The 12,430-nt window shown below is 52.7% G+C and carries 11 protein-coding genes; 4 read left to right on the forward strand and 7 right to left on the reverse strand.

The genetic code is table 11. The features are described from left to right. Positions 1-47: 47 nt before the first annotated feature. The 4 genes from CULFRC11_RS03130 to CULFRC11_RS03145 form a co-directional block, all read right to left on the reverse strand. Complete coding sequence (locus tag CULFRC11_RS03130; protein ID WP_023635329.1) at positions 48-1,217, reverse strand: pyridoxal phosphate-dependent aminotransferase; 1,170 nt, start codon at positions 1,215-1,217, stop codon at positions 48-50. Next, positions 1,217-1,858: a DUF3239 domain-containing protein gene (locus tag CULFRC11_RS03135; RefSeq protein WP_023635330.1), complete on the reverse strand. Its 642-nt coding sequence runs from the start codon at positions 1,856-1,858 to the stop codon at positions 1,217-1,219. The genes CULFRC11_RS03130 and CULFRC11_RS03135 overlap by 1 nt, the downstream gene beginning before the upstream one ends. Before the next feature lie 67 nt (positions 1,859-1,925). After that, positions 1,926-3,575, reverse strand: coding sequence for a DNA repair helicase XPB (locus CULFRC11_RS03140; RefSeq protein ID WP_038620397.1), 1,650 nt, complete (start codon positions 3,573-3,575; stop codon positions 1,926-1,928). A 116-nt stretch (positions 3,576-3,691) separates the two neighbouring features. Further along, positions 3,692-5,998: a helicase-associated domain-containing protein gene (locus CULFRC11_RS03145; RefSeq protein WP_023635331.1), complete on the reverse strand. Its 2,307-nt coding sequence runs from the start codon at positions 5,996-5,998 to the stop codon at positions 3,692-3,694. Between the two features lie 67 nt (positions 5,999-6,065). On the opposite strand from CULFRC11_RS03145, the gene CULFRC11_RS11295 reads away from it, so the two are divergent. Further along, positions 6,066-6,254 carry a hypothetical protein gene (locus tag CULFRC11_RS11295; protein ID WP_014836117.1) on the forward strand — a complete coding sequence of 63 codons (189 nt, stop codon included), beginning with the start codon at positions 6,066-6,068 and terminating at the stop codon, positions 6,252-6,254. A gap of 132 nt (positions 6,255-6,386) precedes the next feature. Here the strand turns inward: CULFRC11_RS11295 and CULFRC11_RS03155 are convergent, their stop codons facing one another. Continuing rightward, entirely contained in the window at positions 6,387-7,010 is a 624-nt protein-coding gene (locus CULFRC11_RS03155; protein WP_023635332.1) for a resuscitation-promoting factor Rpf1 domain-containing protein, read from the reverse strand. 820 nt (positions 7,011-7,830) lie between these two features. Here CULFRC11_RS03155 and CULFRC11_RS03165 point away from each other — a divergent pair. Further along, a complete protein-coding gene (locus tag CULFRC11_RS03165) occupies positions 7,831-8,223 on the forward strand; it encodes a cold-shock protein (protein WP_013911022.1) in 393 nt (130 codons plus the stop codon). A gap of 72 nt (positions 8,224-8,295) precedes the next feature. On the opposite strand, the gene CULFRC11_RS03170 is transcribed toward CULFRC11_RS03165, so the two are convergent. Together CULFRC11_RS03170 and CULFRC11_RS03175 are read right to left on the reverse strand one after the other, a co-directional pair. Continuing rightward, positions 8,296-8,823, reverse strand: coding sequence for a DUF2771 domain-containing protein (locus CULFRC11_RS03170; RefSeq protein ID WP_023635333.1), 528 nt, complete (start codon positions 8,821-8,823; stop codon positions 8,296-8,298). 28 nt (positions 8,824-8,851) lie between these two features. Next, entirely contained in the window at positions 8,852-9,793 is a 942-nt protein-coding gene (locus CULFRC11_RS03175; protein WP_031270119.1) for a glutaminyl-peptide cyclotransferase, read from the reverse strand. Between the two features lie 56 nt (positions 9,794-9,849). Between CULFRC11_RS03175 and CULFRC11_RS03180 the strand changes: the two genes are divergently transcribed. Together CULFRC11_RS03180 and CULFRC11_RS03185 are read left to right on the forward strand one after the other, a co-directional pair. Beyond that, the gene (locus CULFRC11_RS03180; RefSeq protein WP_031270121.1) at positions 9,850-10,584 is read left to right on the forward strand and encodes a DUF3027 domain-containing protein; all 735 of its coding nucleotides are present in this window, start codon (positions 9,850-9,852) and stop codon (positions 10,582-10,584) included. Positions 10,585-10,799: 215 nt separating this feature from the next. Then, positions 10,800-12,278, forward strand: a complete 1,479-nt coding sequence (locus CULFRC11_RS03185) for an NCS2 family permease (RefSeq protein ID WP_013911026.1) — start codon at positions 10,800-10,802, stop codon at positions 12,276-12,278. The last annotated feature ends 152 nt before the right edge of the window (positions 12,279-12,430 follow it).

Here is a 12,430-nt window from a genome sequence, read left to right on the forward strand (position 1 = left end):
GGGGTGCTAAGGGGTTTAAACTTTTTAGAAGGGTGCGAACAACCCCCCTAAAAAGCAGGGGCAATCAGTCGCTCAATCGCTGTGAGGATCTCTTGGCTGTCTCTGCAGTATGCAAAGCGAACAGCGCTGTTCCAGCCCACGGAAGAGTCTGTAAAAGGCTCTATGGGGATGGCCGCTACGCCTTTTTCTTGAGGAAGATCGAGGCAGAATTGGTTGCCGTTTTTATCAGTAATAGAGGAGATATCGGCGACAACGTAGAAGGCGCCGTGAGTGTCGTAGACGTTGAATCCTGCTTGGCGCAGGCCGTCGGAAAGCAGAACGCCTTTAGCTTCGGTCTCTGCAACGGTGCTGCGGATCCACGCGTCTTCATGTTCTAGCGCGTAAGCGATAGCGGGCTGGAATGGGGTGGCACCGACGTAGCTCATGAATTGCTTTGCCTTGAATACTGCGTCGAGTAGCGGTGCGGGGGCTAGCGCCCATCCAGTTTTCCAGCCGGTTACGTTGAACGTTTTAGCCGCGGAGGAAACTGTAATGGTGCGTTCTCGCATACCTGGAAGGCTCGCTACCGGGACATGAGTGTGATCACCGAAGGTGTAATGTTCATAAACTTCATCAGAGAGGACGAGGAGATCATGCTCAGCGCAGACCGAGGCGAAGGCCCTGAGTGTTTGTTCACTAAAAACAGCGCCCGTTGGGTTGTGCGGTGAATTGATGATCACCATGGACGTACGAGGGGTAATAGCAGCTGTAAAAGCATCTATGTCGAGTGTCCACGAGCGTCCATCTGGAATGAGTGGAACAGCTATACGACGCGCCCCAGCGAGCGCGATGGACGCAGCATAAGAGTCATAATAGGGTTCAAAGACTAGGACGTCTTCGCCGGGTTCTACCAGACCCAATATCGTGGCGGAAATCGCTTCGGTTGCGCCCACCGTCACAAGTACTTCGGTATCAGGATCGTAGGAGACACCGAAGTGCCGTTCTCGGGCTCTGGCGATGGCTTGGCGCAAAAGAGGAATCCCACGAGCGGGCGCATACTGGTTGTTGCCTTGGGCTATTTCTTGCTGAGCACGTTCGAGCATGGCCGCGGGGCCATCGCTTTCGGGAAAACCTTGACCAAGATTGACCGCATGAAATTCTGCAGCCTTTGCACTCATCGTGGCAAAGATGGTCTGGCCAAATTCGTTCAGGCGTTGCACGCCGGGAGTATGCTGCATTAGTCGATCACCAGCAAATCAAATTTGGTTTCTTTAACGTCGTCCAATCGGGTGAGGTTTTTGTGCAATGTGTTCCACTGATCATCAGGTATTTCCTCGATGGCGCGTTCAATGATGGTGGGATCAGTGGTAGCCCAGCCGATGGGCATGGGAGAAATCTGATCCCAGGTACCTTGGCTGTGTACAGAGCGTTGTCCTGCAACAGCGACCACCGGGACGCGTTGGCCCACGGTGCGCTCTACGCCTTCAAGATTGGTGATGTTGCGGGTAGCCAGAGCCCACGTGGGAGGAGCCTGATCATCAACATTTGCATTGACTAATGCCATGACAACAAAATCGCGGGGATTAACTTCTGCGATCATTCCTGCTGCTAAAGGATAGTTCTGGTAGAGGCTTTCTGCGGTTCCTACTTTTTTAGGGATCACGGTTATCATCGCAAAGCTAATCAGGGCCATGATCGCAAAAATTGCAAAGACTATCCCGCCAAAAGTCCCTCCTAGGGCCAAGAACAAGGCGATGCCGATGGCAAGCTGTATCAGTCCAAAAAGGCCAGCTGAAAGCTGTAAGCGTTTGGTGTCCTTTAACAACTCATTATTCTTTTTGGCGTAATTGGAGTCGATAGGGAAAGAAAACTTGTGCATGATTGGTCAGGTTCCTTGGTAGAAATACGCGGAAAGCAGCCTTGGACTGCTTTTATAGCTTAACTGTCTAAACTAGGTCGGCTGCATCTATGATCCGGTATGCATAGCCTTGTTCGGCTAGGAATCGTTGTCTGTGGGCTGCATACTCACTATCCAGGCTGTCGCGGCTCACAACGCTATAGAAGTGCGCCTCTGAACCATCGGACTTTGGGCGTAACAGCCTTCCTAGCCGCTGTGCCTCCTCCTGCCGCGAACCGAAGGTGCCGGACACCTGGATGGCTACTGCGGCTTCCGGCAAATCAATAGAGAAGTTAGCTACTTTGCTGACCACGAGAGTGGTGATGTCACCAGCGCGGAATTTGTTAAACAGCTCCTCACGCTTTTTATTGCTTGTCTTCCCCTCAATCACAGGAACACCAAAACGTGCCCCGAGTTCTTCTAATTGGTCGATGTAAGCGCCGATGATGAGCGTCGGCAAGCCTTGATGGCGCTGCAGGAGCGTATCGACGGCGCGAAGCTTGGAGTCCGCGCAGGCAGCAATGCGATAGCGATCTTGGTTTTCTGCCGTGGCATAGAGCATGCGCTCTTCTTCTGTCATGGTCGTGCGGACTTCAGTGCACTCTGCAGTAGCGATAAACCCGCGTTGTTCTAAGTCTTTCCAGGGGGCATCGTAACGCTTTGGCCCAATCAAGCTAAATACATCGCCTTCTCGACCGTCCTCCCGGACAAGCGTTGCAGTAAGGCCTAAGCGTCTGCGGGATTGGAGATCGGAGGTCATCCGGAAGACCGGTGCCGGAAGAAGGTGAACCTCATCGTAGATAATGAGCCCCCAGTCACGAGAATCAAAGAGTTCAAGGGCACGATATTCTCCTTTGGTTTTACGCGTGACCACTTGATATGTTGCGATGGTCACCGGTCGAATCTCCTTTTTCTCCCCGGAATATTCGCCGATCTCCTCTGGTGTTAGCGTTGTACGCCGTAGCAGCTCATCGCGCCATTGTCGTCCGGCTACGGTGTTGGTGACCAAAATAAGAGTAGTGGCCTGTGCCTGGGCCATGGAAGCGGCTCCCACCATGGTTTTTCCTGCCCCACAAGGGAGCACGACTACGCCGCTTCCTCCTTCCCAAAAAGAATCCGCAGCCATCTTTTGGTAGTCGCGTAGCTCCCAGTGCTCATGCTCCTGAGACAACGCAATCGGATGAGCCTCACCATCCACATAGCCTGCGAGATCTTCAGCCGGCCAGCCGACTTTGAGCAGCTCTTGTTTGAGTCGACCTCGCTCAGAAGGATGCACAACGATCGTTTCTTCATCGATCTGTGCACCTAACATGGGACGGATCTTCTTATGGCGAATCAACTCAGCGAGAATTGCCGGTTCTGCCGATTCCAGAATAAGACCATGCGCAGGATGCTTGTGCAGCCGTACTCGACCGTACCTAGACATGGTCTCGGCGACGTCGATAAGCAAAGCCTGCGGGACGGGGAATCGCGAGAATTTTTCTAATACATCGACAACGCCTTCTGCGTCATGACCTGCGGCACGGGCGTTCCATAAAGCTAAAGGAGTGATCCGATAGGTATGAATATGCTCAGGAGCTCGCTCCAACTCCGCAAAGGGGGCTAGCGCAGCTCGCGCTGCACCGGCTTGGGCGTGGTCGATTTCTAACAAAACGGTTTTATCCGACTGAACGATCAGCGGACCGTCACCAAATGCCACAGGGAAACACTCCTCAACCCTCAAGGGAAATACAGACTGTCCATTATGGCATTGAGCGACTTGGCATCCCAGCTTTTATGCACGAATACGCTGTTATATCGGCAGGATGTGGGTTGTTACTCGGACTGGTTGATTACTACCTCGGTGATCCTGTGAATGGTAAAACGGTGCATGGCGCCGTCGACAGGATCTACAGCAGAAAGCTGACCGCTAGAAACAGTGATGGGTGTGACCAGCCTATGCACTGCGTGTCCATGTTTGTCCACGAATCCGAGCGTGACGGTGCGTTTAGCACGAATCGCAGACTGCAGCGCGCTGAGAACTCCTGAACCATGAACCGTTGCTTTTGTACCAGCCGCGACGGCTTCCTTGGCCGCATCATGTCGCAGAATAGACGTTATAGCGGCAGCAATGTGCGCCTCATTGTCTTCTTCTGGGTGCTGCGACCGCAGTGGTGTGGACACACGAGAAGGCGCGGGGCGGATATCGATACTGATGCCATTGGCATCTTCAGCAACCGGATGGAAACCCTCATCGCGCAGCACCTGCAGTACCCGAGCCAGAGGCGCCTGCGATATAGCAACCGTGGGTGCGATGAGTCTGAGCCCGACAGCTTCCGCCGCGGAGGTTCGGCTTACCTCTAGCAGTAAAGCTTCATCGGCGCAGCGTAGATAACTCATGGCGGGCCCGCCCCTTAAAGAGCCGTGCCGACGCGCAACGTCGGTGATGAGATACTCGATAGATTGTGGCAGCTCACCCAGGACATGAGCTCTGAGAAAACCTGTGAGCTCTTCAGGCGTACGCCCTGCGTCTAAGGCACGTCGTACGCTTGATTCCGTGATGCGATAGACGCTAGCCAGCCCCATTGATTCGGCCTCGCCCAAAAGTGTCATCTCTTGCCTAAGAAGCTGGGGCAGTGGCCCAGGCGCAAGGATTGTCATATCGGCCTGCGGGATGAGCTGCGTGACTTCGGCAGGAGTTAAGGATTGCGTGATCTGATCAAGACAGGAAAGCGCGGTGGCTTCGGTTCCGTTGACAAGGGCATCCAGTACAGAAGTAGTGCCATTGCTTGCGGTAAGCACGCCGATCCAACGTGCTTCTGCAATGAGTTGATCAATATGCTCAGGGGAGACCCTAGACACACGCAGTGGGGCTGCAAAACCGATATGTGCTCGGAGTGCATGGTCGGAAATGCCTGAAGACGTGGAATGCTGTGCAGCAGTCCGCAGGGTTAGTTCACGCAGCGACGGTAGTTTTTCATTCCATGTGGCTGGTGAAAGGAAGCGCTGGGGTTTGCCCTTATCATCTAGGGTATTGACCACCCAGGGGCGCAAAACCCCATGGAAATACCAGCCGTACACTAACTGTGACCATTGGTGAGACAGCGGAGAAACGAGCCATTCGTCGGCGCGGTGAGTAGGGCAGAGATAGTCACCTCCTGTGTCGTCGGCGGGGAGAGGATCTGGTACTCCTCGGGCGACCAAATCACAGGACATGGCCAAGGACATAACCCGGAGGGCTGTGAGCTCGTCGGAATCAAGAATCCGGGTGAGCGTGGTGACGCTACGAACTCCCAAAACTTCGTCTTTTAGCAGAGGCATGGGATCATGCCCGAGCTCTCGAAGAAGTATCCGCATAAGGCGTACTACCTCTAGACCAGTTCCTGCGCTGTTCTCGTCATTCTTGCTGGACGCAGCGAACTCCACGCGGGTACTCGGTAGCACAGGGATAAGCGGTGGCTGTTGGCCTCTCAGAAGGTATCTCACAGGCATAGAGAGGCGAACAGTCGTGGAGTCAACCCGGATAAGAAGCCCTTGCGCGATCAGGCGCGGTATCTGTCGCTGAGGGTCTGCGTCAGGAGCAGCATCTTTGGTTATTCCTGTGCCTCCGGATCGATCAAGGGTAGCGAGGATTTTATGATCGCGTTCATCCAATGCATCCAGAATCTGCTGGAAATCAGTTTCTTCTTGTGCGCTCACTCCAAATAATTGCCACCCGGTAGGAAGCGCATTCATCGCCTCAGGGACAACCTTGAAAGACGAGGGGGAACCATACATGAGAGCGCGCAGTACAAGTGCGGTGACAGCTTCTTTGACGAGTACATCGAGGTTGTCAGGGGCTTGTCCCCCAAGATAGTGGCGGATTGCATCCACCAGATTGGGGGCAACCACAGGTTCGAGTTCCGCTCCAAGGGAACTGGCCGCCTCAAGCGTTAAGAGCTCGAATGCGTTGAGAGACATCAATGCACGTGCCAATGATGCACGTAATTGTAAACGAGCAGCTAATGAGGATATTCCGGGAGGAAGCGGGTGGGTGACGTCGGGCCTATTTTTCAGGATGGCTGCGAGGTTTTCCTCGTCGAGGGAACTCAACCACTCGCGGAAACTAAGGGGCCACGTATAAGCAGCAGAAGAAGAGCGCATGATGGTATCCCAGTTTAGTTGCTCTTTCAGATGACTTTTACCCCTAAAGTTTGAAACAATAGGACACATGGCAAACATGGAGAAAAAAGGATACGTCGATCCGGGCTGGCCTGCACACGTCCCGGGTGGCGGGCACGCTGTGACCGAGCTTGTGGCTAAAGTCGCTGGTGCTAATAGCCCGTGGGGCGACATCGAGCTACCTGTCCCTGCAGAAGAAACTGGTTATGTTCACCCTTATACCCGGGTGAATAAGTAACCTGTAGCTCCACTATCTGCGGCGCCTTCCTTGTCTAACAAGTGAGGGCGCCGCGTTTTTGTACGCAAAAAGAGATAAGTCCCGTTACCGCCAAAGAGATTGGCGTAACGGGACTTAAATTTTAGGCGTGTTTTACATGCCCATAACGGTATCAATTACCTGGCGATTTGCCTGGTAGAAGGCATCGAAATTGTTGTTGTTTGCCTGGTAGAAGGCATCGATTTCAGGGTGAACCCCGATGCCATAGCCAGCAAGGCGCTCCTTGACTACCTTGTAAACCGCATCGACGGCAAGTTTATCGGCGTTTTGGCCGGATGCAGCTGCGTAGTTTTGTGCGTCATCAACAATCTGCTGTAGCGGTGCTGGTGCGGATGCTACAGAATCGCGTGGCGTGGGTGCCGAGTTAAGCCCGAGCTTTGCTGAGCAGGAAGGCCATGCGCCCCAGCCCTGAGAAGCAAGAACCTTTTCTGCGACGGCGATTTGCTGCTCACGGGTAGCTTTATCGGCAGTTGGTGCGTACTGTCCACCGCCAAAGCCGTTCCATGTGCTTGCAGAGAACTGGATGCCACCGTAGTAGCCGTTGCCGGTGTTGATTGCCCAGTTACCACCGGATTCGCAACCTGCAAGGCGATCCCAGTCGGAATCTGGTGCAGCAGAAGCTGTAGGAGCGAATAGGGTAGCGGCTGAGCCGACTGCAACAGTAGAAGCTGCAATCTTAGCCAGCGCAGAAGCGGACTTACGAGCGTGACGTGCCATTAAAGAAAGTTTCCTCTCGTTGTGCCGCCGAGAATCATGGTAAGTGCCAGAGGCGTGTGGTTTGTCTCTAGGACAAAACGCGCATCTGACGAGAATGAACCGCACACCCGATGCGTATGTACCGAGTGTGGTGGCCAACCACGAGCCCCTGTCTGCTGAGTGAGTTGTGTGTAGTTGGTTGGGCCGGAGCCCAACCGCGAACGGTCAATTCCTCTGCACCTTGTGCGTAGACCGGCTCGATATCCAGACAGGGGCTGGCGAAGATATCGGACGGTGGCCTACGCGATGCTCGATTGACCACGGTACTGGTTTATAACGGTTGTGTCACGTTTTTCTTTCTTGTTAGTGGCGAAATTCCTGGGAGTTTTTTGGAAAAACGCTGGTCAGATGCTGTTGTTATGGGATGGAAATTTTTTATCACAGAGGCTAAAAAGAAGGCGTTTTTTAGAAATCTGCACCTTATCGCTGTTTTTATTGTGATCGTGTGAGGTGGATGTGACAGCGTCTTGAGAGGTTCTTGAAATGAGCTATACTTTGACTTTTACTGTCTCAAACTTTCCCTGGGAAAATAGTGCATAGGCCGCCGCATCGTCTGAGGAATAATAATCAGTCGCGGTGGTTTCTTTTATTGCTGGCTTCAGTGGGAAACGTGCGATAAATCTCGGATCGGCGGATAAGGCTGGTGTGGGAGTCAGTGAAACTAGGTACCTGTCATACTTGACTCTGAGTGTTTGATTGCGTGATTTGCTGCGGTTTTGTGTGCGAATATCGCAAGATAACCATGAGGATCATGTAGATAAAATATGGAAGGAGTCTTGTCGTGCCGATTGGCAGAGTTCGGTGGTACGACCCCGAAAAGGGCTACGGATTCGTTTCTAATCCTGGAGACGAAGACTGCTACGTGGGCAAGAACGTGTTGCCGGCGGGCGTCGATAAGCTTGAAAAAGGTCAGCGAATCGAGTTCGATTTTGCGGACGTGGGGAAGAAACCTCAGGCGTTGCGTATAAAAATCCTGGAGGCCCCCAAGACGCGTAGGCCACAGCATCGGCATAAGCATAGCCCTGAGGAACTTCACGGCATGGTGTCGGATCTTGTGACCATTTTAGAGCTCAAGGTGCAACCAAGCCTGAGAAGCGGTCGGTTCCCAGAGCGTAAAGACGGACGTCAGATTGCTGGAATCCTTCGAGCAGTGGCAAAGGAACTTGATTCCTAGAAGCATAAGAAAATACCGACTATAAAGAACGAGATGTCTTTATAGTCGGTATTTGTCTTTTAAAGAAACTTTTTAAGTCACTGTGGTGCGTATAGACCAGGTAACTGTATAAGGAGTTTCCTCGCCTTTCTCATCGTGGCCTATGAGCACGGAAGAGACTTCTATAACAACAAGTTTTGTGCGATCCTGGGAATCTTTTTTCAGGGGAGTGGAAACCGGAACAGTGACTTCGGATGTCTCATGTGCGGTGTAAAAAGACTGGTCATTTGCTACGGGATCGTCATAGATTTTCAGTAAAGACCAGTCATGGTCAGAAACCTGTGGTGGAACTTTGACGGTGAGCTCCTGATCCGCGTTCACAGTTATAACCGGAACGGTGTTTTCCGGGCATGTGACGCCGGGTTCGCAGATGCTAAAAGGAAAAACCTCTTGGCTAGATGAGGGCGAAGAAACCTCGATCGCGACTTCACGCGGTTCCTTTTCCGGACGGTTATTCCACCACGTTTGGAATGCTATCGACCCCGCTACCACTATTGCTACAGCCACGATGAGGGCGGTAATTTGGATGAGGTTTCTGCGTCGAGTTTTGCGACTAGCCATGGTGAGCAATATTACCTCGCCTGGAGAATTACGGGGATATGCGCTGGACAAACCGGACGCGGTAGAGATCCGGCCACCGTTTGCCAGTGATATAAAAGTTGTCTGTGCCAGATATATGGGCAATGCCGTTGAGCACATTGTCAATGTCTGGTTGTGCGTTGTTGGGGATATGGGAGGCGTCGATACGCTCTCTGACAACACCACTGGTCGCGTCGATGCCCAGAATGTCTGTGGACAAAAACTTATTTGCATAAACGGTATCGGTTTGTGCCTCCGAGCTTGCAGGAACGCACTCCAGCTCGTTGATTCCTTCTACTGGTATGGATTGTCCCTGGGCGTTGGACATACGAACAGAAATCCGCTTTATTTCCTCAAAAGTTAGTGGGTCGAGAATGCGTAGGCTGCTCGTGCCATCGGACATGATTAAGCGATCTGGAAATGCGCATAATCCCCAGCCTTCACCCGAATACGTAGCACGTGCGGTTTCCTCCAATGAGTCAGGATCGCGTTGGATTGCAATATTATTTTTCCACGTCAGCTGCCATATTTTTCGTGATTCACCTTTAGTTACTGTGATGCCCTCACCAAACAAAGAATCGGGAAGCGCCTCGCGTAGTGTCTGGGCATTGTCCACAGAAGCGCGGTAGATCGAGCTGGTTCCGTATCCGCCCGTTCCTACGATTAAGGATTCACCGTCTACTTCGAGTCCTTGAGTAAACGATTGTGGGTCGAAATCATGGCGGGAGATTATTTCTGCTTGTAGCTCTAACGGCGGCTCGAGAGGTTCTTGTGATGGTTGGGAAACCTCAGCGGGAGAAGTGCACGACGTAATGCCAAGTGCGATGGAGAGCATCCCCATGGAAAAAACCTTTATGCCGGGTGTCTTCCTACGCGGAGGACGTGGCTGCTGTAGCAGTGGCAGCAGTGAGGTAAAGGATTTCATCGTGTGGGTGAAACGGTGCAATCGCATAGCAGTTATTGTGCCCTCAATGTGATGATTGTAGGTAGATGCTGGATAATAGGGGAGTGCCGAACAGACGTAATACTAAAAATAGCCAGTCCGGCCCGTTATTGAGTGCTAAGGCGCTTTCAGTCGCACGACACGCCCTAGAGGAACTGGGGGAGGGCGGAGTCGGAGCCCACATCGGGGTAAGAAACGTCAGTGAGACCTCTGCGACACATCGCTTTGTCGCCGACGTGCCTGGGTATAACGGCTGGGAATGGAACGTGGTGGTCGCATGTGCAAGTGGCTCCCGCTGGGTAACTGTGAGCGAACTTGCTCTTGTGCCTGGACAAGAAGCTTTGCAAGCTCCTGATTGGGTTCCTTACCACCAACGAGTCCAGCCGGGAGATCTTGGTCCTAATGACTTTATGCCGCCTCGACCAGATGACCCGCGGCTTACTGAAGACCCAGAACAAGCCGCGTATGATTTTGGCACTCCGAAGAAACTCACAAAGGTGGGAATCCAGACAGCCTCGGAGCGGTGGAAAGACGGAGCTTTTGGGCCTTCATCGGAATACGCGAAAAAAGCAGCCCACAACTGTGGCGGATGTGCGTTTTATTTTCCGCTCGTAGAACCAGTAGGAAATGATTTTGGCGTATGCGTCAATGAGTACTCGGCAGATGGCCGGGTAGTGCATACGACTTATGGATGCGGTGCGCATACCGATACCCCGCCCGCTGAGCCGCTTGGGGTAGCAGAAAATAGCCCCTTTGATGATGAGAAACCAGAAATTTTTTCAGCTGGTACTAACCAATAAATATGGTGGTTTTAACCCCCACCTCTGGGCAGCAGCTTTGTCACCGATTATGTCCCTTTTGAGGTACAAGAAACGACAAAAATGACTCGTTTTAGGGACGAATCCGCTGTGTGTCGGCTATTTTCGGTTTGATCCAATTGCTCCTGAATGGGAATATCTTTTTTGCGGAAGTTTTTCCGAGGTATCCCTCTTTTAAAACATTTGGAGCGAATCAGATGGCTTCTATGCCTACTTCTGATCAAGCAGCGCCGAAGCAGACTGAGAAGTCTCGCGGCGCGTTCGATCGCTATTTCAAGATCAGTGAGCGTGGTTCAACAATTGGAACCGAAGTTCGTGCAGGTGTGGTCACGTTCTTTGCGATGGCTTACATCATCATCCTTAACCCTCTCATCCTAGGGACGAGTCCTGACTCCGAGGGAACAGTACTTGGTATTCCGCAGGTGGCCGCAGCTACTGCTTTTGTAGCTGGCGTAATGACGATTCTTTTTGGCGTTATCGCCAAATACCCCTTTGGTATCGCGGCTGGCCTTGGCATCAACACCCTTGTTGCAGTCTCCATGGTCTCCACTGAGGGGCTGACCTGGGCAGAGGCCATGGGCCTGGTAGTCCTCGACGGCGTGATCATCGTCATCCTGGCGGTTTCTGGTTTCCGTCAAGCGGTTTTTGACGCCATTCCTAAGCCGATGATCGCCGCTATGAGCGTTGGTATCGGCATGTTCATTGCTCTTATCGGGCTTGTCGACGCCGGCTTTGTGCGTCGCCTCCCAGACGCTGCACACACTACTGTCCCAGTCGGATTGGGCACCAATGGTTCGATTGCTTCGTGGCCTACCTTCGTCTTTATCATCGGCCTGCTGATTTGTGGCTTCATGGTAATCCGCAACATTCGCGGCGGTCTTTTCATCGGCATCGTGGCTACCACAATCATCGGCATGATCGTAGAAGCCTTGACTGGTGCTGGCTCTTCCGTGGATAACCCCACCGGAGGTTGGAGTCTTGCAATCCCGATGATCCCGGAGGGCTTTGGCGGAATCCCAGATCTTTCCCTCGTCGGTAATGTCTCTCTCTTTGGTGCTTTTACCAAGGTTGGCGCCCTAGCAGCTACCTTGCTGCTGTTTACCCTCGTGTTGGCTAACTTCTTTGACGCAATGGGAACCATGACGGCACTAGGAAAGCAAGCACGGCTTGTCGACGACAACGGCGTACTCCCGGACATGAAGAAGGCGCTTGTTGTTGAAGGCGCAGGCGCAATTATTGGTGGCGGCGCCTCTGCTTCCTCTGCGACTGTTTACGTTGACTCCGCTGCTGGTATTGCAGACGGTGCTCGTACCGGCCTGGCTAACGTGGTCACTGGTCTTCTCTTCCTCCTCGCGATGTTCCTTACACCGTTGTATGAGATAGTGCCGATTGAAGCAGCTGCACCGGTCCTCGTCGTGGTCGGCGCAATGATGATCGGACAGGTGAGCGAGATTGACTTTACAAAGTTCAACATTGCGCTCCCAGCCTTCCTCACCATCGTCATCATGCCTTTTACCTACTCGATCGCTAATGGCATCGGAGTCGGTTTCATTGCCTTCACCCTGATGACTCTCTTTGCCGGAAAAGCCAAAGAAATCCACTGGATTATGTGGCTGGTCTCCGCATTGTTTGTGATGTACTTCTCCATAGACCCGATTATGTCGGCTCTTGGCTAAGCATTAAGGGACAGCGTTATGTCCCATGAGACTCCCGATTACGGCATGCCTGTGCCTGATCGGGAGTTTTTTATTAAATGAGGAACTCTTGACGTTCTCACAAGGGGTTCTTCGAGCTACCGAGGCGCTGAAGAATCCCCACCCGCGATAAC

Origin of the sequence: Corynebacterium ulcerans (genome assembly GCF_000767685.1) — a bacterium.
GTDB classification, from domain to species: domain Bacteria; phylum Actinomycetota; class Actinomycetes; order Mycobacteriales; family Mycobacteriaceae; genus Corynebacterium; species Corynebacterium ulcerans.

Bases quoted from the DNA above. Each gene is read 5' to 3' on its own strand.
- CULFRC11_RS03130 (WP_023635329.1), bottom strand. From the start codon at position 1,217: ATGCAGCATACTCCCGGCGTGCAACGCCTGAACGAATTTGGCCAGACC.
- CULFRC11_RS03135 (WP_023635330.1), bottom strand. From the start codon at position 1,858: ATGCACAAGTTTTCTTTCCCTATCGACTCCAATTACGCCAAAAAGAAT.
- CULFRC11_RS03145 (WP_023635331.1), bottom strand. From the start codon at position 5,998: ATGCGCTCTTCTTCTGCTGCTTATACGTGGCCCCTTAGTTTCCGCGAG.
- CULFRC11_RS11295 (WP_014836117.1), top strand. From the start codon at position 6,066: ATGGCAAACATGGAGAAAAAAGGATACGTCGATCCGGGCTGGCCTGCA.
- CULFRC11_RS03155 (WP_023635332.1), bottom strand. From the start codon at position 7,010: ATGGCACGTCACGCTCGTAAGTCCGCTTCTGCGCTGGCTAAGATTGCA.
- CULFRC11_RS03170 (WP_023635333.1), bottom strand. From the start codon at position 8,823: ATGGCTAGTCGCAAAACTCGACGCAGAAACCTCATCCAAATTACCGCC.
- CULFRC11_RS03175 (WP_031270119.1), bottom strand. From the start codon at position 9,793: ATGCGATTGCACCGTTTCACCCACACGATGAAATCCTTTACCTCACTG.
- CULFRC11_RS03185 (WP_013911026.1), top strand. From the start codon at position 10,800: ATGGCTTCTATGCCTACTTCTGATCAAGCAGCGCCGAAGCAGACTGAG.